This window comes from Thermomonas sp. XSG, from assembly GCF_014678725.1.
Taxonomy (GTDB): domain Bacteria; phylum Pseudomonadota; class Gammaproteobacteria; order Xanthomonadales; family Xanthomonadaceae; genus Thermomonas.
In genome coordinates, this window is sequence record NZ_CP061497.1 from 832,086 (window position 1) to 852,663 (window position 20,578).

At 66.2% G+C, this 20,578-nt stretch carries 32 protein-coding genes; 4 read left to right on the forward strand and 28 right to left on the reverse strand.

Translation table 11 applies throughout. From position 1 onward, the window contains the following. Positions 1-43: 43 nt before the first annotated feature. The 4 genes from typA to ICG51_RS03905 all read left to right on the forward strand — a co-directional run bounded on the left by typA (position 44) and on the right by ICG51_RS03905 (position 4,561). Complete coding sequence (typA, locus tag ICG51_RS03890) at positions 44-1,873, forward strand: translational GTPase TypA (RefSeq protein ID WP_190281734.1); 1,830 nt, start codon at positions 44-46, stop codon at positions 1,871-1,873. A 15-nt stretch (positions 1,874-1,888) separates the two neighbouring features. Then, positions 1,889-2,431 (forward strand): 2'-5' RNA ligase family protein, encoded by a 543-nt coding sequence (locus ICG51_RS03895; RefSeq protein ID WP_190281735.1) that lies wholly within the window; start codon positions 1,889-1,891, stop codon positions 2,429-2,431. Next, positions 2,428-2,892: a DUF2127 domain-containing protein gene (locus ICG51_RS03900; RefSeq protein WP_190281736.1), complete on the forward strand. Its 465-nt coding sequence runs from the start codon at positions 2,428-2,430 to the stop codon at positions 2,890-2,892. Before ICG51_RS03895 ends, ICG51_RS03900 begins: the two co-directional genes overlap by 4 nt. A gap of 61 nt (positions 2,893-2,953) precedes the next feature. Further along, positions 2,954-4,561 carry an amidase gene (locus ICG51_RS03905; protein WP_190281737.1) on the forward strand — a complete coding sequence of 536 codons (1,608 nt, stop codon included), beginning with the start codon at positions 2,954-2,956 and terminating at the stop codon, positions 4,559-4,561. Positions 4,562-4,618: 57 nt separating this feature from the next. On the opposite strand, the gene ICG51_RS03910 is transcribed toward ICG51_RS03905, so the two are convergent. The 28 genes from ICG51_RS03910 to rplC all read right to left on the reverse strand — a co-directional run bounded on the left by ICG51_RS03910 (position 4,619) and on the right by rplC (position 20,574). Continuing rightward, positions 4,619-6,007, reverse strand: a complete 1,389-nt coding sequence (locus tag ICG51_RS03910; RefSeq protein WP_190281738.1) for a 3-deoxy-7-phosphoheptulonate synthase class II — start codon at positions 6,005-6,007, stop codon at positions 4,619-4,621. A 61-nt stretch (positions 6,008-6,068) separates the two neighbouring features. After that, a complete protein-coding gene (locus tag ICG51_RS03915) occupies positions 6,069-6,587 on the reverse strand; it encodes a disulfide bond formation protein B (protein ID WP_190281739.1) in 519 nt (172 codons plus the stop codon). A gap of 107 nt (positions 6,588-6,694) precedes the next feature. Then, positions 6,695-7,066: a 50S ribosomal protein L17 gene (rplQ, locus tag ICG51_RS03920; RefSeq protein WP_190281740.1), complete on the reverse strand. Its 372-nt coding sequence runs from the start codon at positions 7,064-7,066 to the stop codon at positions 6,695-6,697. Positions 7,067-7,354: 288 nt separating this feature from the next. Beyond that, on the reverse strand, positions 7,355-8,353 hold the full coding sequence (rpoA, locus tag ICG51_RS03925; RefSeq protein ID WP_190281741.1) for a DNA-directed RNA polymerase subunit alpha: 999 nt from the start codon (positions 8,351-8,353) through the stop codon (positions 7,355-7,357). A 53-nt stretch (positions 8,354-8,406) separates the two neighbouring features. Beyond that, positions 8,407-9,036 carry a 30S ribosomal protein S4 gene (gene rpsD, locus ICG51_RS03930; RefSeq protein WP_028839573.1) on the reverse strand — a complete coding sequence of 210 codons (630 nt, stop codon included), beginning with the start codon at positions 9,034-9,036 and terminating at the stop codon, positions 8,407-8,409. A gap of 19 nt (positions 9,037-9,055) precedes the next feature. Next, positions 9,056-9,448 (reverse strand): 30S ribosomal protein S11, encoded by a 393-nt coding sequence (gene rpsK / locus ICG51_RS03935; RefSeq protein WP_190281742.1) that lies wholly within the window; start codon positions 9,446-9,448, stop codon positions 9,056-9,058. A gap of 12 nt (positions 9,449-9,460) precedes the next feature. Further along, on the reverse strand, positions 9,461-9,817 hold the full coding sequence (gene rpsM / locus ICG51_RS03940) for a 30S ribosomal protein S13 (RefSeq protein WP_190281743.1): 357 nt from the start codon (positions 9,815-9,817) through the stop codon (positions 9,461-9,463). Positions 9,818-10,150: 333 nt separating this feature from the next. After that, entirely contained in the window at positions 10,151-11,500 is a 1,350-nt protein-coding gene (secY, locus tag ICG51_RS03945; RefSeq protein ID WP_190281744.1) for a preprotein translocase subunit SecY, read from the reverse strand. A 7-nt stretch (positions 11,501-11,507) separates the two neighbouring features. After that, positions 11,508-11,945 (reverse strand): 50S ribosomal protein L15, encoded by a 438-nt coding sequence (rplO, locus tag ICG51_RS03950; protein ID WP_190281745.1) that lies wholly within the window; start codon positions 11,943-11,945, stop codon positions 11,508-11,510. Positions 11,946-11,949: 4 nt separating this feature from the next. Beyond that, positions 11,950-12,135, reverse strand: a complete 186-nt coding sequence (gene rpmD, locus ICG51_RS03955) for a 50S ribosomal protein L30 (protein ID WP_028839568.1) — start codon at positions 12,133-12,135, stop codon at positions 11,950-11,952. After that, entirely contained in the window at positions 12,128-12,667 is a 540-nt protein-coding gene (rpsE, locus tag ICG51_RS03960; protein WP_190281746.1) for a 30S ribosomal protein S5, read from the reverse strand. Before rpsE ends, rpmD begins: the two co-directional genes overlap by 8 nt. Positions 12,668-12,826: 159 nt before the next feature. Then, entirely contained in the window at positions 12,827-13,180 is a 354-nt protein-coding gene (rplR, locus tag ICG51_RS03965) for a 50S ribosomal protein L18 (protein WP_190281747.1), read from the reverse strand. Between the two features lie 30 nt (positions 13,181-13,210). Next, positions 13,211-13,738 carry a 50S ribosomal protein L6 gene (rplF, locus tag ICG51_RS03970; RefSeq protein WP_190281748.1) on the reverse strand — a complete coding sequence of 176 codons (528 nt, stop codon included), beginning with the start codon at positions 13,736-13,738 and terminating at the stop codon, positions 13,211-13,213. 13 nt (positions 13,739-13,751) lie between these two features. After that, positions 13,752-14,147 (reverse strand): 30S ribosomal protein S8, encoded by a 396-nt coding sequence (gene rpsH / locus ICG51_RS03975; RefSeq protein ID WP_190281749.1) that lies wholly within the window; start codon positions 14,145-14,147, stop codon positions 13,752-13,754. Positions 14,148-14,324: 177 nt separating this feature from the next. Then, positions 14,325-14,630, reverse strand: a complete 306-nt coding sequence (gene rpsN, locus ICG51_RS03980; RefSeq protein WP_190281750.1) for a 30S ribosomal protein S14 — start codon at positions 14,628-14,630, stop codon at positions 14,325-14,327. Between the two features lie 10 nt (positions 14,631-14,640). Then, a complete protein-coding gene (gene rplE / locus ICG51_RS03985; RefSeq protein WP_190281751.1) occupies positions 14,641-15,183 on the reverse strand; it encodes a 50S ribosomal protein L5 in 543 nt (180 codons plus the stop codon). 1 nt (position 15,184) lies between these two features. Then, the gene (gene rplX, locus ICG51_RS03990) at positions 15,185-15,499 is read right to left on the reverse strand and encodes a 50S ribosomal protein L24 (protein WP_190281752.1); all 315 of its coding nucleotides are present in this window, start codon (positions 15,497-15,499) and stop codon (positions 15,185-15,187) included. A gap of 17 nt (positions 15,500-15,516) precedes the next feature. Beyond that, on the reverse strand, positions 15,517-15,885 hold the full coding sequence (rplN, locus tag ICG51_RS03995; RefSeq protein WP_028839560.1) for a 50S ribosomal protein L14: 369 nt from the start codon (positions 15,883-15,885) through the stop codon (positions 15,517-15,519). Positions 15,886-15,900: 15 nt separating this feature from the next. Continuing rightward, a complete protein-coding gene (gene rpsQ / locus ICG51_RS04000; RefSeq protein WP_028839559.1) occupies positions 15,901-16,164 on the reverse strand; it encodes a 30S ribosomal protein S17 in 264 nt (87 codons plus the stop codon). 11 nt (positions 16,165-16,175) lie between these two features. Beyond that, positions 16,176-16,382, reverse strand: a complete 207-nt coding sequence (gene rpmC, locus ICG51_RS04005; protein WP_190281753.1) for a 50S ribosomal protein L29 — start codon at positions 16,380-16,382, stop codon at positions 16,176-16,178. Beyond that, a complete protein-coding gene (gene rplP, locus ICG51_RS04010) occupies positions 16,382-16,795 on the reverse strand; it encodes a 50S ribosomal protein L16 (protein WP_028839557.1) in 414 nt (137 codons plus the stop codon). Before rplP ends, rpmC begins: the two co-directional genes overlap by 1 nt. Positions 16,796-16,798: 3 nt before the next feature. Next, a complete protein-coding gene (rpsC, locus tag ICG51_RS04015; protein WP_190281754.1) occupies positions 16,799-17,557 on the reverse strand; it encodes a 30S ribosomal protein S3 in 759 nt (252 codons plus the stop codon). Between the two features lie 2 nt (positions 17,558-17,559). Further along, on the reverse strand, positions 17,560-17,895 hold the full coding sequence (gene rplV, locus ICG51_RS04020) for a 50S ribosomal protein L22 (protein ID WP_138348980.1): 336 nt from the start codon (positions 17,893-17,895) through the stop codon (positions 17,560-17,562). 10 nt (positions 17,896-17,905) lie between these two features. Beyond that, positions 17,906-18,172, reverse strand: a complete 267-nt coding sequence (gene rpsS / locus ICG51_RS04025; protein ID WP_190281755.1) for a 30S ribosomal protein S19 — start codon at positions 18,170-18,172, stop codon at positions 17,906-17,908. Between the two features lie 6 nt (positions 18,173-18,178). Further along, on the reverse strand, positions 18,179-19,006 hold the full coding sequence (rplB, locus tag ICG51_RS04030) for a 50S ribosomal protein L2 (protein WP_190281756.1): 828 nt from the start codon (positions 19,004-19,006) through the stop codon (positions 18,179-18,181). Positions 19,007-19,016: 10 nt separating this feature from the next. Then, positions 19,017-19,316 (reverse strand): 50S ribosomal protein L23, encoded by a 300-nt coding sequence (gene rplW / locus ICG51_RS04035; protein WP_190281757.1) that lies wholly within the window; start codon positions 19,314-19,316, stop codon positions 19,017-19,019. Continuing rightward, positions 19,313-19,915: a 50S ribosomal protein L4 gene (gene rplD, locus ICG51_RS04040; protein WP_190281758.1), complete on the reverse strand. Its 603-nt coding sequence runs from the start codon at positions 19,913-19,915 to the stop codon at positions 19,313-19,315. The genes rplW and rplD overlap by 4 nt, the downstream gene beginning before the upstream one ends. Positions 19,916-19,917: 2 nt before the next feature. Continuing rightward, positions 19,918-20,574, reverse strand: coding sequence for a 50S ribosomal protein L3 (gene rplC, locus ICG51_RS04045; RefSeq protein WP_190281759.1), 657 nt, complete (start codon positions 20,572-20,574; stop codon positions 19,918-19,920). Positions 20,575-20,578: the final 4 nt, after the last annotated feature.

Below are 20,578 nucleotides of genomic sequence, written 5' to 3' on the forward strand. Positions count from 1 at the left end.
CTCGTAGACGGTACCCGGGTGCGGTTTCCACGAGCCCTTCCGAATGTCCGTCGAACGCCTCCGCAACATCGCCATCGTCGCCCACGTCGACCATGGCAAGACCACCCTCGTCGATTGCCTGCTGAAGCAGTCCGGCACCCTCAACGAGCGCACGGTGCTGGCCGAACGCGTGATGGACAGCAACGACCAGGAAAAGGAGCGCGGCATCACCATCCTGGCCAAGAACACCGCCATCACCTGGCAGGGCAACCGCATCAACATCGTCGACACCCCCGGCCACGCCGACTTCGGCGGCGAAGTCGAGCGCGTGCTGTCGATGGTGGATTCCGTGCTGATCCTGGTCGACGCGATGGACGGCCCGATGCCGCAGACCCGCTTCGTCACCCAGAAGGCGTTCGCGATGGGCTTCAAGCCGATCGTGGTGGTCAACAAGGTCGACCGTCCCGGCGCGCGCCCGGACTGGGTGATCGACCAGGTGTTCGACCTGTTCGACAAGCTCGGCGCCACCAACGAACAGCTCGACTTCCCGATCGTCTATGCTTCCGGCCTGAATGGCTATGCCGGCATGGAAGACACCGTGCGCAGCGGCGACATGACCCCGCTTTACGAGGCGATCATGAAGTACGTGCCGGCCCCGGAAGTGGAAGCCGAAGGCCCGTTCCAGATGCGCATCTCGCAGCTGGACTACAACAATTTCGTCGGCGTCATCGGCATTGGCCGCATCCAGCGCGGCACCCTGAAGAAGAACATGCCGGTCACCGTGATCGACCGCGAGGGCAAGAAGCGCCAGGGCAAGGTGCTGCAGGTGCTGGGCTTCATGGGCCTGGAGCGGATCGAGCAGGACAGCGCGGAGGCCGGCGACATCGTCGCCATCTCCGGCATTTCCGAGCTGTCCATCTCCGACACCGTGTGCTCGGTCGACATGCCCGAAGCGCTGCCGGCGCTGACCGTGGACGAGCCCACCATCTCGATGACCTTCCAGGTCAACAACTCGCCGTTCGCCGGCCACAAGGAACTGTCCGGCGGCAAGTTCCTGACCAGCCGCCAGCTCAAGGACCGGCTGGAGCGCGAGACCGTGCACAACGTGGCGCTGAAGGTCGAGCAGCTGGAGGACGCCGACAAGTTCCTGGTCTCCGGCCGCGGCGAGCTGCATCTGTCGGTGCTGATCGAGAACATGCGCCGCGAGGGCTACGAACTGGCGGTGTCGCGCCCCGAGGTCATCATCAAGGAAATCGACGGCCAGCTGATGGAGCCGATCGAGCAGCTCGTCGTCGACGTCGAGGAAATCCACCAGGGCGGCGTGATGGAGAAGCTGGGCACCCGCAAGGGCCAGCTGAAGAACATGGAATCCGACGGCAAGGGCCGCGTGCGCCTGGACTACATGATCCCGGCGCGCGGCCTGATCGGCTTCCAGAACGAGTTCAAGACCCTGACCCAGGGCTCGGGCCTGCTGTTCCACGTGTTCGACCACTACGGCCCGAAGGAAACCGGCGCCATCGCCAAGCGCCTCAACGGCGTGATGATCGCCAATGCCGCCGGCCCGACCCCCGCCTATTCGCTGGGCCCGCTGCAGGAACGCGGCAAGCTGTTCGCCGCCGAGGGCGACCAGGTCTATGAAGGCCAGCTGGTCGGCATCCACAGCAAGGACAACGACCTCACCGTCAACGTCATCAAGACCAAGCCGCTGACCAACATGCGCGCCTCCGGCAAGGACGACGCGATCCAGCTGACCCCGGCCACCAAGTTCTCGCTGGAACAGGCGCTGGACTTCATCGACGACGACGAGCTGGTCGAGATCACGCCGAAGGAAATCCGCCTGCGCAAGAAGCTGCTGACCGAGAGCGACCGCAAGCGGGCCAGCCGCGCGGCGTAACCCGCGGCCTGCCGCATGAGCGTCTTCCTGGGCTGGCTGCCGGATGCGGCCACGCAGGCCGCGCTTGCCGACCTCCGCCTGCGGGTGGAGGCGGCGTTGCCTGCCGACGCACCGCGCCACGACTGGCGCAGGCCGGCGCAGTGGCACATGACCCTGCGCTACCTCGGCGAGCGCATCGACGAAGCGCAGCGCGCACGCGTCGAATCGGCGATGGCCGGATTCGCGGCCGCAATCGCGCCGGCCGACGCCTCGATCACCGGCGCCCAGTACTGGCCGCATGCGCGCGTGCTGGTGGCGAAGATCGACGCTTCACCTGCACTGAAGGCGCTGCTGAAACAACTGGAAGCCGATGCGCAAGGCAGCGGCTTCATGAAGGAGCGCGCGCAGACCGCGCACATCACCCTCGCCTACCTGCCTCGGGGCGCCACGCCGCCGGCGTTGGCCGGCCTCGACGCCAACACCCCGTTGCAGGTCGGGAGGATCGATCTGCTGCAGACTGTTCCCGGCGGCTACGACGCCCTTGCTTCGTGGCCGCTGGCCGGCCGGGGCGACGCATGAGCGCCGGCCCGCGCGCCAGCGCTGCCGAAGCGCATCGTGGCCTGCATGCTGTGGCGCTGTTCGAAGCGGCCAAAGGCGTGCTGGCGCTGCTGGCAGCCACCGGGATGGAGTGGCTGGGCCCGGCGCCGCTGCAGCGCGCACTGGATGCGCTGCTGGCGCTGCTGCATCTGGATCCCGCGCACGGCAGCCCGGCTTGGCTGGCGCATGCGCTCAATCCCGATGCCGTGCACCTGGCCGCGGCGGTTGCCGTGCTGTACGGCGCGGTGCGCCTTGCCGAGGCGTGGGGGCTCTGGCGCGCCAAGGCCTGGGCGTCATGGCTGGGCCTGTCCGCCGCGCTGTACCTGCCGTTCGACCTGTATGCCTTCGCCCTGCATCGCCACTGGCTGGAAGCAGCGGCCGTGGTGATCAATCTGGTGGTGGTCTGGGTCCTGGCGCGCGACCTGTTCAAGCGGCGCCGCTGAGGCGGATTGCCCACAGCGCCGGGGCGGGCGATGCTTGCGCATCCTCCCGGGAGTCCCGCCGATGCGCCACCTGCCGCTTGCCCTCGCCCTCGCCGCCCTGCTCGGCGCCTGCCAGCCTGCCCCGCAACCCCCCACGAAGGACGCGGCCAAGCCCGCTTCGGGCGCGTCGGCGTTCGCTTTCGAGGAGGCGGGCATCGCCGACCTGCAGCGCCGGATGGCCGATGGCGCGGTGACCAGCCACGCGTTGACCCGGGCCTATCTCGACCGCATCGCCGCCATCGACAAGGCCGGCCCCACGCTCAATTCGGTGATCGAACTCAACCCGGATGCACTCAAGGAAGCCGACGCGCTGGATGCCGAGCGCAAGGCCGGCAAACTGCGCGGACCGCTGCACGGCATCCCGGTGCTGCTGAAGGACAATATCGACGCCACCCCGATGGTGAATTCCGCGGGCTCGCTGGCGCTGGCGGAACACCGGCCGAAGTCCGACGCCTTCCTGGTCGCGAAGCTGCGCCAAGCCGGCGCGGTGATCCTGGGCAAGACCAACCTGTCGGAATGGGCCAACTTCCGCTCGACCCGCTCCACCTCCGGCTGGAGCGGCCGCGGCGGCCAGACCCGCAACCCCTACGTGCTCGACCGTAATCCCTGCGGCTCCAGTGCCGGCAGCGGCACCGCGATCGCCGCCAACCTCGCCGCCGCCGCCATCGGCACCGAAACCGACGGCAGCATCATCTGTCCCTCGGCGGTGGCCGGGCTGGTCGGCCTCAAGCCCACGGTTGGGCTGGTCAGCCGCAGCGGCATCATCCCGATCTCCGCCTCGCAGGACACCGCCGGACCGATGACCCGCAGCGTCGCCGACGCCGCAGCACTGCTCACCGCGATCGCTGCGGCCGACCCCAACGACGCGGCCAGCAGCGAGCGCCCGCAGGCAGTAGCTGTCGACTACGCGGCCCACCTCAAGGCGGATGCGCTGAAGGGCGCGCGGATCGGCGTGGTGCGCAAGCTCATGGGTTACCACCCGGATACCGACGCGGCGATGGAACGCGCCATTTCCGCGATGCAGGCGGCCGGCGCCACCGTGGTGGATGCCGAGATCCCCACCCTGGGGCAATGGGATGCGGCCGAGTACGAAGTGCTGCTGTACGAGTTCAAGGACGGCCTCAACGCCTATCTGGCCCGCAGCGGCGCGCCGCACAGCTCGCTGGACGCGCTGATCGCCTTCAACAACCAGAATGCCGCGGGCGAAATGCCGTTCTTCGCCCAGGAGATCTTCGAGCAGGCCAACGCCAAGGGGCCGCTGAGCGACAAGGCCTATCTCGACGCACGCGACAAGGCGCGCCGCTTAGCCGGCCCGGAAGGCATCGATGCGGCGCTGAAGAAGCATGGCCTCGACGCGCTGGTGGCACCGGCGATGTCGCCGGCGTGGCCGATCGACCCGGTCAACGGCGACCATTTCCTTGGCGCCGGCTACGGCGCCTCCGCAGTGGCTCGCTATCCCAGCCTGACCGTCCCGATGGGCGAGGTGCACGGCCTGCCGGTCGGCATCGTGTTCATGGGCACTGCCTGGAGCGAACCCAGGCTGATCGAACTGGGCTACGCGTTCGAGCAGGCCAGCAAGGCGCGCAAGCCCCCGCGCTTCCTGCCGACCATCACTACTGCCTCGCCGTAGCCCTCGCCCTGCCGGAGCTCGCTCCGCCCCTTGCGGAGCGGCCCGGTGGCACGTCTCTTATTCCCCGATCGCCCCACGCTTTCGCACGATCAGCATCGCGATCTCCAGCGCCTGCTCGTAGTTGAGGCGCGGGTCCACGGTACTGCGGTAATCCCGCTGCAGGTCCATCTCGGTGAGGTCGCGCGCGCCGCCCAAGCACTCGGTGACGTTCTCGCCAGTCATCTCCAGATGCACGCCCCCCAGGTGCGTGCCCGCCGCCGCATGCAGGTCGAAGGCCTGCTCGATCTCACTGCGGATGTTGGCGAAGCGGCGGGTCTTGTAGCCGTTGCTGGTGGACTCGGTGTTGCCGTGCATGGCGTCGCAGATCCACAGCACCCGCCGGCCCTCGCGCTGTACCGCGTCCAGCAGCGCCGGCAGCTTGTCGGCGATCTGCCCGGCACCCATGCGGTGGATCAGGCCCAACCGGCCCGGCTCGTCGTCCGGGTTCAGCGCGTCGATCACCCGCAGCAGCTGGTCGGGCGTGACCGACGGCCCCACCTTGACCGCCACCGGGTTGCGGATGCCGCGGAAATACTCCACGTGCGCGCCGTCCAGAGCGGCGGTACGCATGCCGATCCACGGGAAATGCGTGCTCAGGTTGAACCAGCCGTCGGCGCGCGGCACCTGCCGGGTCTGCGACTCCTCGTAGTGCAGCAGCAGCGCTTCGTGGGAGGTGTAGAAGTCCACCCGGTTGAGGCTCTGCATGCGCCGCCCGGCCAGCGTCTCCATGAAGCGCACCGCATCGCCGATCCCCGCCACCATCTTCTGGTAGTCGGCCGCGTGGGGCGACTGGCTGACCCAGCCCAGTCCCCAGTATTCCGGGTGGTGCAGGTCGGCGAATCCGCCATCGATCAGCGAACGCACGAAGTTCATCGTCATCGCCGAACGCGCGTGCGCCTTCACCATCCGCCGCGGATCGGGGATACGCGCCTGCGGCTCGAACTCCGGGCCATTGACGATGTCGCCGCGGTAGCTCGGCAGGGTCACGCCGTCGCGCGTCTCGGTGTCGGCCGAGCGCGGCTTGGCATACTGGCCGGCGAACCGCCCCACCCGCACCACCGGCAGCTTCAGTCCGTGCACCAGCACCAGGCTCATCTGCAGCAGCACCTTGAGCCGGTTGGAGATGACGTCGGAACTGCACTCGGCGAAGGTCTCGGCACAATCGCCGCCCTGCAGCAGGAACCGCCTGCCTTCCTGTGCCTCGGCCAGCTGCTGCTTGAGCGCCAGGATCTCACGTGACGTCACCAGCGGTGGCAGCGCCCGCAGCTCATCGCGGGTGGCCGCCAGCGCCTCGGCGTCGGGATAGGTCGGCATCTGCAGCGCGGGCTTGGCGCGCCAGCTCGAAGGCGACCAGTCGGCCGAGGGTGCTGCAGCGGGAGGAAAGGCGATTGCGGGATGGGTCGACATCGGGACGGAACCGGGATCTGCTGCATTGCATCATCACGCCCCGGAACCGTGATCGCAACCGTTACCTGCGGAACCGATGGGCATGGCGACGCAGGAATCCGGCATACAGCGCCCCGAAGCCCAGCACGACGAACCACAACAGCGCCCACATCGGCATCGACAGGCCGAGGAACTGCCAGTCGATGTTGCTGCAGTCACCGGTTGCCTGCAGCACCTTGCGTGCCGCGCCCAGCCAGGAGTGCTGCTCGACGATGAAATTCAGGCCAGGCCCGCAGCTGGGCAGCTCGGGCGGATTCAGTTGTACCCAGCTGTGACGACCCGCGTAGCCCATGCCGGCGGCAGCCGCGACGAACGCCAGCACGCCCCACACCTTGCGGGCGCCCGGCGCGCGCGGCGCGTGCAGCGCCCCCAGCAGGAACACCAGCCCCAGCGCGGCGAAACAGATGCGCTGGAAGATGCAGAATGGGCAAGGCTGGATGCCCAGCTGGAACTGCACGTAGAACGCATAACCCAGCAGCGCCGCGCAGATGACGAAACCGAACAGGAACTGTTGGCGGAAAGACCAGCGGAACGGATTCATGCGCGCGCCTTCGAGGAATCCTTTCGATTATGGCGCAGCCGGCCCGAAAACGAAAAACCCCGGCATTGCCGGGGCTTTTCATCGCAGCGCTGTAGCGGGATTACCCGTTAGTCGGCGGCCTGCGGGCGGTCCACCAGCTCGACGTAAGCCATCGGCGCGTTGTCGCCGGCGCGGAAGCCGCACTTCAGGATGCGCAGGTAACCACCCGGGCGCTGCGCGTAGCGCGGGCCCAGCACGGTGAACAGGGTGCCCACCGCTTCCTTGTCGCGCAGGCGCGAGAACGCCAGGCGGCGGTTGGCCACGCCGTCGGTCTTGGCCAGGGTGATCAGCGGCTCGGCAACGCGACGCAGCTCCTTGGCCTTCGGCAGGGTGGTGCGGATGATTTCGTTCTTGATCAGGGAGGCCGCCATGTTGGAGAACATCGCGCCGCGGTGGGCGCTGGTGCGGTTGAACTTGCGGCCGGATTTCTGGTGACGCATGGCGTTGGATTCCTAAGAAGGTGGAAGATTAAATCTGTTGGACTTCTCTGTCGCCATCCAGGCGTTGACGCTGCGGACTGCGGTTGGTCCTGCCGATCCGTTCCTTGGACCGGAACGCCGCGGGGTGTGCCCCGTCGGCGGTGTTGCAGGTGGTGCGGATTCCGATGGGGCCAGTGCGAGAGGCCGGGGCCGCGGCTCGCACCGCGATTGCCCCCGACCCTCGCGCTTGGCGTCCGGGCGCTTGTCGCCGCGCGAACTGCCGCTTGGGCAACTCGCGGCTGCGGCGACTTAGCCCATCATGCCGTGGGCAGCGACCCCGGCCGGCGGCCAGTTCTCCAGCTTCATGCCCAGCGACAGGCCCTTCTGGGCCAGCACTTCCTTGATCTCGGTGAGCGACTTCTTGCCGAGGTTGGGGGTCTTGAGCAGCTCCACTTCGGTCTTCTGGATCAGGTCGCCGATGTAGTAGATGCTCTCGGCCTTGAGGCAGTTGGCCGAACGCACGGTCAGCTCGAGGTCGTCGATCGGACGCAGCAGCAGCGGGTCGACGCCGGTGCTGGCCTGCGGCTTGGCGCCGCGGTCGCGGTGGGTGAAATCACCGAACACCGACAGCTGGTCGGTGAGGATGTCGGCGGCGGTCCGGACGGCTTCCTCGGCATCGATGGTGCCGTTGGTCTCGATGTCCAGCACCAGCTTGTCCAGGTCGGTGCGCTGCTCGACGCGCGCGGCTTCCACCGCGTAGGCGACGCGACGGACCGGCGAGAACGACGCGTCCAGCATCAGCCGGCCGATCGTGCGGGTTTCCTCGTCCGGACGACGGCGCGCGGCAGCCGGCTGGTAGCCGAAACCGCGGCTGATGGTGAGGCGCATGTTCAGCGCCACGTCCTTGGTCAGGTTGGCGACCACGTGGTCGGGGTTCAGCACCTCGACGTTATGGCTGGTCTTGATGTCGCCGGCGGTGACGACGCCCGGGCCCTGCTTCTTCAGCTCCAGGGTGTCGGTGTCGCCGCTGTGCATGCGGATGGCGACGTCCTTGAGGTTCAACAGGACTTCGAGCACGTCCTCCTGCAGGCCTTCGACCGTGGTGTACTCATGCAGCACGCCATCGATCTCGACTTCGGTGATCGCGAAGCCGGGGATCGAGGACAGCAGCACGCGACGCAACGCATTGCCGAGGGTGTGGCCGTAGCCGCGCTCCAGCGGCTCGATCACGACCTTGGCGCGGTTGTCGGTGATGCGCTCGATCTGCGGTCCGCGCGGACGCAGGACTTGGGTGGCGGTAACCGTCATTCGTGGTGTCTCCTGCTGGCCTGCGCCGGGGGGCGCAGGCCGGTGGCAATGGCTTACTTCGAGTACAGCTCGACGATCAGCGCTTCGTTGATGTCGCTGGGCAGGTCGGCCCGGTCCGGCACGGCCTTGAACACGCCGGCGAACTTGTTCGAATCCACTTCGACCCACGAGGGCGACAGGTTCATCTGCTCGGCCAGGGTCAGGGACTCCTTGACGCGCAGCTGTTTCTGGGCCTTCTCGGACAGCGCGATCGCGTCGCCGGCCTTGACGGCATACGACGGCAGGTTAACGGGCTTGCCGTTGACGGTGACGCCGCGGTGGCTCACCAGCTGGCGGGCGGCCGGACGGGTGACCGCGAAGCCCATGCGATAGACGACGTTGTCCAGACGGGTTTCCAGCAGCTGAAGCAGGTTCTCGCCGGTGTTGCCCTTCTTGGTGGCGGCCTTCTTGTAGTAGTTGCGGAACTGGCGCTCCAGCAGGCCGTAGATGCGCTTGACCTTCTGCTTCTCGCGCAGCTGGGTGGCGTAGTCGGACAGCTTGCCCTTGCGGGCGGTGGCGCCGTGCTGGCCGGGCTTCTGCTCCAGCTTGCACTTGGAATCGAGCGCGCGGGCCGGCGACTTCAGCGACAGGTCAGCGCCTTCGCGACGGGCGAGCTTACAGGTGGGACCGATATAACGAGCCATGTTCTAGTGCTCCCGCGCGTCAGACGCGACGCTTCTTCGGCGGACGGCACCCGTTGTGCGGGATAGGCGTCACGTCGATGATGTTGAGGATCTTGTACCCGACGTTGTTCAGCGAACGAACGGCGGATTCGCGGCCCGGACCCGGGCCCTTGATGCGCACTTCCAGCGCCTTCACTCCGTAGTCCAGCGCTGCCTTGCCGGCCTTTTCGGCGGCAACCTGCGCGGCAAACGGGGTGGACTTGCGGGAACCGCGGAAACCCGCGCCGCCCGAAGTCGCCCAGCTCAGGGCGTTGCCCTGGCGGTCGGTGATGGTGACGATCGTGTTGTTGAAAGAAGCGTGGACGTGCGCGATGCCATCGGTGACGACGCGCTTGATCTTCTTCTTGGTCTTGGTTGCTGCCGGCTTGGCCATGATGTCTGTTCCTTACTTCCTGATGGCCTTGCGCGGGCCCTTGCGGGTGCGCGCATTGGTGCGGGTGCGCTGGCCACGCAGCGGCAGGCCGCGACGGTGGCGCAGGCCGCGGTAGCAGCCCAGGTCCATCAGACGCTTGATGGCCATGCCGACTTCGCGGCGCAGGTCGCCCTCGACGATGAACTTGCCGACTTCGGCGCGCAGGCGCTCGACTTCCGGCTCGGACAGGTCGCGGATCTTGGTCGACGTGCTCACGCCAGCCGATTCACAGACCTGCTTGGAACGGGTACGGCCAATGCCGTAGATGCTTTGCAGCCCGACCCAGACGTGCTTCTGGGCAGGCAGGTTGACGCCTGCAATACGCGCCATAAGGCGATCTCCGATAAACGAAATGACGCCGAACCGAGAGATTCGACGTGGGAAACGTGAAATTGTAACCCAATCCCGACTTGTCAGGAAGCCAAGGCAAGCCCTGGCCCGGCATGGGGAGTGTGCCCATGCTCCGGCGATGGCCCCGGACTGGCAGCGCCCGGCCCTTGCGGACCCGGCCTGCCCGCGCGCTACTCTGGCGCGCGGATCGGTCCGGAGCCACCCGCACGCGGGATCGTCGCGCGGGTCGCCCATTTGCCGGTTCGCGCGTTCGTCGAACCGGCGGTTGTCACTTGCCCCGCAACGGATGCGGGGACGGCTGCGCGGCCCCGCTTAGCGGGCGCCACGCCCCTTGAGGTTGGCCTTCTTCAGCAGGCTCTCGTACTGGTGCGACATCAGGTGCGCCTGGATCTGCGCGATGAAGTCCATCACCACCACCACCACGATCAGCAGCGAGGTGCCGCCGAAGTAGAACGAGGCGCCCATCTCGGTGCGCATCACTTCCGGCAACAGGCAAACCAGCACCAGGTACAGCGAGCCGGCGGCGGTCAGGCGGGTCAGCACGCCGTCGATGTACTCGCCCGTCGCCTTGCCCGGGCGGATGCCCGGAATCAGCGCGCCGGACTTCTTGAGGTTGTCCGCGGTTTCCTGCGAGTTGAACACCAGCGCCGTATAGAAGAACGCGAAACCGATGATCAGCGCGGCGAGCAGGATCATGTGCAGCGGCTCGCCGGGCGAAAGCATCTGGCTCACCTTCTGCAGCCACACCGTCGCGGAGCTGCCCGACTGGCCGAACCAGGTCGATGCGGTGGCCGGGAACATGATGATCGACGATGCGAAGATCGGCGGGATCACGCCCGACATGTTGAGCTTGAGCGGGAGGAACGAGCTCTGATTCTGGTAGCCACCGCGGGCCCCTTGGCGGCGCGCATAGTTCACGGTGATGCGGCGCTGGCCGCTCTCCATGAACACCACGAACCAGGTCACCCCCAGCACGATCGCGAGGATGAAGAACACGGTGATCCACTGCATGTCGCCGCTGTTGGCCTGCTGCAGGGTGTTGAGCACCGCGCCGGGCAGGCCGGCCACGATGCCGGCGAAGATGATCAGGGAGACGCCGTTGCCGATGCCGCGCTCGGTGACCTGCTCGCCCAGCCACATCAGGAACACCGTGCCGGCCGTCAGCGAAACCACCGCGGTCACCACGAAGCCGAGGCCCGGGTTGTAGACCACGGGCACGCCGCCGCTGGCACCCTGCCCCTGCAGCGCGATGGCGATGCCGGCAGCCTGGAACACCGCCAGGAACACCGAACCGACGCGGGAGTACTGGGTGATCTTGCGGCGCCCCGACTCGCCCTCCTTCTGCAGCGCCTTCAGGCTGGGGAGGATCTGCACCATCAGCTGCATCACGATCGACGCGGAGATGTAAGGCATCACGTTCAGCGCGAACAGGCTGAAACGCGCAAGCGCACCGCCGGAGAACATGTTGAACATGTCCACCACGGTGCCCTTCTGCGAGTCCATCAGCTGGAGCATCGCCTCCGGGTTGACGCCCGGCACCGGAATGTAGCAGCCGATGCGATAGACGATCAGCGCACCGATGACGAACAGGAGGCGCGAGCGAAGTTCGGTGAACTTGCCCGCGCCCATCAGGCCTGCCAATGCTCCCGCACTGCGCGACATGCCGTTCTTACTCCGCCAGCTTGCCGCCGGCCGCTTCGATCGCGGCCTTGGCGCCGGCGGTCGCAGCGATGCCCTTGAGCACGAAGGCCTTGGTCACTTCGCCCTTGGCGACGACCTTGGCGCGCTTGGCGGTGCTGGGGACCAGCTTGGCGGTGCGCAGTGCGGCGAAATCGATCTCGCCGGCCGGCAGCATGTCCAGCTTGTACAGCAGCACTTCGGCGCAGTCCTTGGCCATCTTCGAGCGGAAGCCGATCTTCGGCAGGCGGCGCTGCATCGGGATCTGGCCGCCTTCGAAACCGGCCTTGATCTTGCCCTTGCCGGAACGCGCGAACGAACCCTTGTGACCGCGGCCGGCGGTCTTGCCGAGGCCGGAACCGATGCCGCGACCGACCCGGGTGCGCTCCTTGCGGGCGCCGTCTGCGGGCTTGAGCGTGTTGAGCTTCATGTGATTACTCCTCCACCTTCACAAGGTAGTGGACCTTGTTGATCAGGCCACGAACCTGCGGGCTGTCCTTGAGTTCGCGGACGCTGTTGAGCTTGCCGAGGCCGAGCGCCTTGACCGACAGGCGGTGGCGCGACTGGGTGCCGCGCAGGCCCTTGACCAGGCGGACCTTGATGGTCTTGTCGTTAGCCATTGACCAGATCCTCCACCTTCTTGCCACGCTTGGCCGCGATCTTGGCCGGAGAGTGCATCGACTCCAGGCCCTTGATCGTGGCGCGCACAAGGTTGATCGGATTGCGGGAGCCGACCGCCTTGGCCAGCACGTTCTTGACGCCGACCGCTTCCAGCACGGCGCGCATCGCGCCGCCGGCGATCACGCCGGTACCTTCGGACGCGGGCTGCATGAACACGCGGGCAGCGCCGTGACCGGCCTTGACCTGATGGAACAGGGTGCCGCCATTGAGATCGACCGAGCTCATGCCCTTGCGGGCCTGCTCCATCGACTTCTGGATGGCGACCGGCACTTCGCGCGCCTTGCCATAGCCGAAGCCAACCTTGCCGGCGCCATCACCCACCACGGTCAGCGCGGTGAAGGTGAACTGACGGCCACCCTTGACGGTCTTGCTGACGCGATTGACGGCGATCAGCTTCTCGATCATGCCGTCATCGACTTTTTCCTCGCGGGGACCGCGATCGCGGCCGCGGGATTCGCGCTGTTCTGCCATTTCGATGTCTCGATTGTTGAGGGAATTTGCGGCTTTGCCGCTTATGGTTGTGAAGTACTGCGGGTGTCCCACCAGCGCCGCAACCGGCGATGGCGTCCGATGCTGGCCGCATCGGCAGCAGGCCAAGGCAAGGGACCGGAGCCCCTCGCCCTCAAGCCCTTAGAACTGCAGGCCGCCTTCGCGCGCGGCATCGGCCAGCGCCTTGATGCGACCGTGGTAGCGGTAGCCCGAGCGATCGAAGGCGACGCGCTCGATGCCGGCGGCCTTGGCGCGCTCGGCGATCATCTGGCCCACCTTCGCGGCGGCCTCGGCGTTCTTGCCGTTCTTCAGGCCAGCCATCACGTCGGCCTGCACGGTGGAGGCCGAAGCCAGCACTTTGGCGCCATCGTGGGTGAACACCTGGGCGTACAGGTGCTGGCCGGTGCGCAGCACCGACAGGCGCGGCACGCCGAGTTCGCGGATGTGGGCGCGGGTCGACTTGGCGCGACGCAGGCGAGCGATCTTCTTTTCCATGGTCTTCTTCTCCGAAAGCTGAAGGCGCGATTACGCCTTCTTGGCTTCCTTGCGGATGATGGTCTCGTCGGAATACTTCACGCCCTTGCCCTTGTAGGGCTCCGGCGGGCGGTAACCACGGATCTTGGCGGCAACTTCACCCACCAGCTGCTTGTCGGCGCCCGAGACCAGGATCTCGGTCTGGGTCGGCGTGGTGATGGTGATGCCAGCCGGCGGCGCGAACAGCACGGGGTGGGAAAAACCCAGCGACAGGTTCAGGTCCTGGCCCTGCATGGCGGCGCGATAACCGACGCCGACCAGCTCGAGCTTGCGCTCGAAGCCGGCGCTGACGCCGTGCACCATGTTGGCGACGATCGCACGCAGGGTGCCAGCCATCGGCACCAGCGAGGCATCGCTGGCCGAGAGCAGCGCTTGGCCGTCTTCGATCTTGACTTCGACGCCGGCCGGCTTGGCGATGCTGAGGGTGCCCTTCGGGCCCTTCACGCTGATGGATTCCGGCTGGACGCTGACTTCGACGCCCTTTGCGAGGACGACGGGCTTCTTGGCAACTCGGGACATGTTCGTTACTCCCTTAGGCCACGATGCACAGGACTTCGCCGCCGACGCCCTGCTGGCGCGCCTGCGAGTCGGTCATGATGCCCTTGGAGGTGGAAACGATCGCCACGCCAAGGCCGTTCAGGACCTTCGGCAGCGCATCCTTGCCACGATACTGACGCAGGCCCGAGCGCGACACGCGCTTCAGGGTCTCGATCACCGGCTTGCCCTCGAAGTATTTCAGGGCGATTTCAAGCTCGGCCTTGGCGCCGTTCGGGGTCACGCGTGCGTCGGCGATGTAGCCCTCGTCCTTCAGGACGTTGGCGATCGCGACCTTGACCTTGGAGGACGGCATCTTCACCGCCGGCTTGCCAACCGCGGCCGCATTCCTGATGCGGACCAGCATGTCGGCGATGGGATCAGTCATGCTCATATGGATTCACCTGATGAGTAGCACCGATATCCGCTTTCGCGAAAATCTGTCGGATTGTGGACACCACGGACGAGGAACGCCGCAGCGCTGTTGCAGGCACGAACCCCGCATCGCTGCGGGGTTCGGGAACCGCCACCGCCGCTTCCGCGACAGGTAGCGGATCAGTATAGCAGGTTTTTACCAGCTCGCCTTGCGCAGGCCAGGCACGTCGCCGCGCATGGTGGCTTCGCGCAGCTTGTTGCGACCGAGGCCGAACTTGCTGTAGACCGCACGCGGGCGACCGGTCAGGGCGCAGCGGGTGGTCTGGCGGGACGGCGAGGAGTCGCGCGGCAGCTTCTGCAGCTTGGTCGCGGCCACCATCTTGTCCTCGTAGGAGGCGTCCTGGCTGGCGATGACCTTCTTCAGCGCCTCACGCTTGGCGGCGTGCTGCTTGGCCAGCTTGGCGCGCTTGGCCTCGCGGTTGATCATGGAAGTCTTGGCCATGACGTGTCCTTTAGTTGCGGAACGGGAAGCGGAAGGCCTCGAGCAGGGCCTTGGCCTCGGCGTCGGTCTTCGCGGTGGTGGTGATGGCGATATCCATGCCGCGCATCGCGTCGACGGCGTCGAAGTCGATCTCCGGGAAGATGATCTGCTCCTTCACGCCCATGTTGTAGTTGCCACGACCGTCGAACGAACGGCCCGACACGCCGCGGAAGTCGCGCACGCGCGGCAGCGAGATGTTGATCAGGCGATCCAGGAACTCGAACATCTGGGCGCGGCGCAGGGTGACCTTGCAACCGATCGGCCAGCCGTCGCGGATCTTGAACGAAGCGACCGACACGCGCGACTTGGTGACCACCGGCTTCTGGCCGGAGATCTTGGTCATGTCGGCGACGGCGTTCTCAAGCACCTTCTTGTTGGTCGCCGCTTCGCCAACGCCCATGTTCAGCGTGACCTTGACGAGCTTCGGGACCTGCATCGGATTGGTGTAGCCGAACTGCTGCATCAGCTTCGGCACCACTTCTTCCTTGTAGAACTTTTCGAGACGGGTGGTCATGTCAGATAGCCTCGCCGCTGGAGCGGAACACGCGGATGCGCTTTCCATTCTCGAGCACCTTGGTGGCAACGCGTTCGCCCTTGCCCGTCGCCGGGTTCAGGAGCATCACGTTGGAAATGTGGATCGACGCCTCGCGCTCGACCACGCCGCCGGGCTGGCCGGCCTGCGGGTTGGGCTTGGTGTGGCGCTTGACCAGGTTCAGGTTGGCAACGTAGACGCGCTCGCCATCGACGCGCACGACTTCGCCAGTCTGGCCCTTGATCTTCTTGTTGCCGGTGGTCACGACCACCTGGTCGCCCTTGCGGATACGGTTCATGTTCTTCCTTCCTCCGCTCAGAGCACTTCAGGCGCGAGCGAGACGATCTTCATGAACTTCTCGGTACGCAGCTCACGGGTAACGGGCCCGAAGATGCGAGTGCCGATCGGCTCTTGCTTGTTGTTCAGCAGCACGGCGGCGTTGCCGTCGAAGCGGATCAGCGAACCGTCCGCGCGGCGCACGCCCTTCCGGGTGCGGACCACGACGGCGTCGTAGACGTCGCCCTTCTTCACCTTGCCGCGCGGAATCGCTTCCTTCACCGACACCTTGATGATGTCGCCGATGCCGGCGTAACGGCGCTTCGAGCCGCCGAGCACCTTGATGCACATCAGTTCCTTGGCACCCGAGTTGTCGGCAACGTCGAGAAAGCTCTGCATCTGGATCATGGCTGTCTCTCCTGCTTACTCGGCGGCACGCGTGATGACTTCCACCACGCGCCAGTTCTTGGTCTTGGACATCGGTGCGCATTCCGCCACGCGGACGACGTCACCTTCGTTGCAGGTGTTGTCGGCGTCGTGGGCGTGCAGCTTGGTCGAGCGACGGATGTACTTGCCGTACAACGCGTGCTTGACCTGGCGCTCGACGAGCACCGTCACGGTCTTGTCCATCTTGTTGCTGACGACGCGGCCTTCGACCGTGTGCAGCTTCTTGGTTTGTTCAGTCATGTCTGCCTTCCTTACTTCGACGCGCTGTTCTGCAGCGCGCCAAGCAGCGTGTTGACGCGAGCGATCTCGCGGCGCACGCGGCGGGGCTCGTTGGTCTTGGACGGGGGCAGCTGGCCGGTGGCCTTCTGCATCCGCAGCGCGAAGCGCTCCTTCTGCAGCTCGACCAGATGGGCCTTCAGCTCGTCCGCCGACTTCTGACGCAGTTGCTTGAGTTCCATCAGCGCACCGTCCGGGTCACGAAAGTGGTGGTGACCGAGAGCTTGGCCGAAGCCAGGCGGAACGCCTCGCGCGCGATTTCCTCGCTGACGCCCTCGATCTCGTAGATCATGCGGCCGGGCTGGATCTGGGCGACCCAGTACTCCACGTTGCCCTTACCGGAGCCCATGCGGACTTCGATCGGCTTCTTGGTGATCGGCTTGTCGGGGAACACGCGGATCCACATCTTGCCGCCACGCTTCACGTAACGGCTGATGGAACGGCGCGCGGCCTCGATCTGGCGAGCGGTGAGCTGGCCGGTGGCGGTCGCCTTCAGGCCGAACTCGCCGAAGCTGACCGCGTTGGCGCTCCAGCTCAGGCCCTCATTCCGGCCCTTGTGGACCTTGCGGTATTTGGTTCGCTTGGGTTGCAACATGATTTATTCCCTCGCTTCGCCGCGCTCGGCGCGGTCGCCACGGTCACGGCGCGGACCACGCGGACGCTCACGGTCACGGTCGCCGCCACGCGGTGCCGGGGTGTCGTCCTGCTTCTCCTGGCCAACCTGGGAGAAATCGAAGATCTCGCCCTTGTAGACCCACACCTTGATGCCGATGATGCCGTACGTGGTCTTCGCTTCCGCGAAGCCGTAATCGATGTCCGCACGCAGGGTGTGCAGCGGCACGCGGCCTTCGCGGTACCACTCGGAACGGGCGATCTCAGCACCGTTCAGGCGGCCGGCCACGTTGACCTTGATGCCCAGCGCACCGAGGCGCATCGCGTTGCCCACCGCGCGCTTCATGGCGCGGCGGAACATGATGCGGCGCTCCAGCTGCTGGGCGATGGACTCGGCCACCAGCTGCGCGTCGAGTTCCGGCTTGCGGACTTCGGTGACGTTGATGTGCGCCGGCACGCCGAGCACATCGGACACTTCCTTGCGCAGCTTCTCGATGTCCTCGCCTCGCTTGCCGATCACCACGCCCGGACGGGCGGTGTGGATGGTCACGCGGGCGTTGTTGGCGGGACGCTCGATCAGGATCTTGCTGATGCCGGCCTGGGCCAGCTTCTTGCGCAGCATGTCGCGGACGCGGAGGTCGGCCGACAGGAACTCGGCGAACTGCTTCTTGCCGGCATACCACTTGGAGTTCCAGTCCTTGGCGATGCCCAGGCGGATGCCGATCGGATTGACTTTGTGACCCATGATTACTTGCCCTCGCCCACGACCACGGTGATGTGGCTGGTGCGCTTGGTGATGCGCGTGCCACGGCCCTTCGCACGCGCCATGAAGCGCTTCAGCGAGGGACCCTCATCGACCATGATGGTCTTGACCTTGAGCTCGTCCGCATCGGCGCCGTTGTTGTTCTCGGCGTTCGAAGCAGCCGAGAACACGACCTTGTAGATCATGCCGGCGGCCTTCTTGTCCGAGAACTTCAGCAGATCGAGCGCACGGGCCACGGGGAGGCCGCGCACCTGGTCAGCGACCAGGCGGACCTTCTGGGCGGAGATGCGCGCACTGCGCAGGACGGCTTTCGCTTCCATGGTCATCTCCTTACTTCCCCTTCTTGTCGCCGCCATGACCCTTGAACGTACGGGTCACGGCGAATTCGCCAAGCTTGTGGCCAATCATGTTCTCGTTGACCAGCACCGGAACATGGTTCTTGCCGTTGTGCACGGCGATGGTGAACCCGATCATTTCCGGCAGGATCGTCGAGCGACGCGACCAGGTCTTGATCGGCTTCTTGCTGCTACCCGCGGTCTCCACCTTCTTCTGCAGATGGTGGTCGATGAACGGGCCTTTCTTGAGTGAACGTGCCATTGCCGATTAGCTCCTGCGATCGCGCACGATGAACTGCTGGGTGCGCTTGTTCTTGCGGGTCTTGTAACCCTTGGTCGGCACGCCCCACGGGGTGACCGGATGCGGGTTGCCCTGGCCTGCCTTCGCCTCACCACCACCGTGCGGGTGGTCGACCGGGTTCATGGCCGCGCCGCGGACGGTCGGCTTGACGCCGCGCCAGCGTGCGGCACCGGCCTTGCCGAGCTTCTGCAGGCCATGCTCGTCATTGCTGACTTCGCCGATGGTCGCGCGGCACTCGGCCGGCACCTTGCGCATTTCGCCGGAGCGCAGGCGCAGGGTGGCGTAGACGCCTTCGCGGGCGACCAACTGCACGCCGGCGCCAGCGGCACGGGCGAGCTGCGCGCCCTTGCCCGGCTTCATCTCGATGCAGTGGATCGTGGAACCCACCGGGATGTTGCGCAGCGGCAGGGTGTTGCCGGCCTTGATCGGGGCGTCGCGGCCCGCGATCACCTGGTCGCCGGCCTTGAGGCCCTTCGGTGCGATGATGTAGCGGCGCTCGCCGTCGGCGTAGCACAGCAGCGCGATGTGCGCGGTGCGGTTGGGATCGTACTCGATGCGCTCGACGCGGGCCGGGATGCCCTCCTTGTCGCGCTTGAAGTCGATGATGCGGTAATGCTGCTTGTGCCCACCACCGATGTGGCGGGTGGTGATGCGGCCGTGGTGGTTGCGACCACCGGTCCGGCTCTGCTTTTCAACCAGCGGCGCGTAGGGCGCGCCCTTGTGCAGATCCGGCGTCACCACGCGGACCATCGAGCGACGGCCGGCCGAGGTGGGCTTGAATGTCATCAGTGCCATGGTTCGTTCCTCAGGCCGAGGCCGTCATCACGTCGATCGCCTGGCCTTCGGCCAGGGTGACGTACGCCTTGCGCCAATCGCCGCGACGGCCCTGGCGGAACTTGAAGGACTTGGACTTGCCCTTCACGTTCACCACGTTGACCGCCTCGACCTTGACGTCGAAGATCTTCTCGACCGCCGCCTTGACATCAGCCTTGGTGGCGGTCTTCGCGATTTCGAAGACGTATTGGTTGGAGACTTCCTGCAGGCGCGCGGTCTTTTCGGACACGCGCGGCGCACGGATCACTTCGTACAGGTTTGCGGCGCTCATGCCAGCCACTCCTCGATCTTCTTCACCGCGTCGGTGGTCACCAGCACGGTATCGGCGCCGACCAGGGCGACCGGATCCAGGCCCTGCACGTCACGTACCTGCACGTAGGGCAGGTTGCGAGCGGACAGGTACAGGTTGTCGGTCGCTTCCTCGGTGACGATCAGCGGACGCTTGCCGGCCTTCAGCTCGGCGAGCTTGGCCACCAGGCCCTTGGTCTTCGGCGCGTCGATGTCGAACGACTCGACCACGGTGATCCGGCCCTGGCGGTTCAGCTCGGACAGGATCGACGAGATCGCAGCGCGGTACATCTTGCGGTTGACCTTCTGCGCGAAGCTGCGCGGCTTGGCCGCGAAGGTCACGCCGCCACCGACGAAGATCGGGGCCGTCAGGGCGCCATGACGCGCGCCGCCACCCTTCTGCTTCTTCGACTTCTTGGTGGTGCCATTGACTTCCGAACGGGTCTTCTGGGCCTTGGTGCCGGCACGACCAGCGTTGCGGTACGCCACGACGACCTGATGGACTAGGTCTTCACTGAAGGCGCGATCGAACACTGCCTCGGAGACCGCCAGCTTGGCGCCGCCATTGATATTCAGTTCCATGATCAGACTCCCTTGCTCGTCGGGCGCACGATCACGTCGCCGCCCGGCGCACCCGGAATCGCGCCACGCACGGCGATCAGGCCGCGCTCGGCGTCGACCTTCACGACCCGCAGGTTCTGCGTGGTCTGGGTGACGTGGCCCATGTGGCCGGCCATCTTCTTGCCCGGGAACACGCGGCCCGGCGTCTGGCGCTGGCCGATCGAACCCGGCGCGCGATGCGACAGCGAGTTACCGTGGGTGGCATCACCCATCTTGAAGTTCCAGCGCTTGATCGTGCCCTGGAAGCCCTTGCCCTTGGTCACGCCCTGGACGTCGACGATCTGGCCCTCACTGAAAATGTCGGCCTTGATCTCGCCACCCACCTCGAAACCACCGATCTGGTCAGCTTCAACGCGCAGCTCCCACAGGCCACGACCCGCTTCCACCTTGGCCTTGGCCAGGTGGCCGGTGGCCGGCTTGGTCAGCAGGCTGGCGCGCTTGACGCCCGCGGTCACCTGCACGGCGCTGTAGCCGTCGGTTTCCACGGTCTTGATCTGGGTGATGCGGTTCGGCGTGGCTTCGATCAGGGTCACCGGCACGGCCTTGCCGTCTTCGGTGAACATGCGGCTCATACCGGCCTTGCGACCGACGATACCGAGCGAATACTTCTTCGCGCTCATCTCG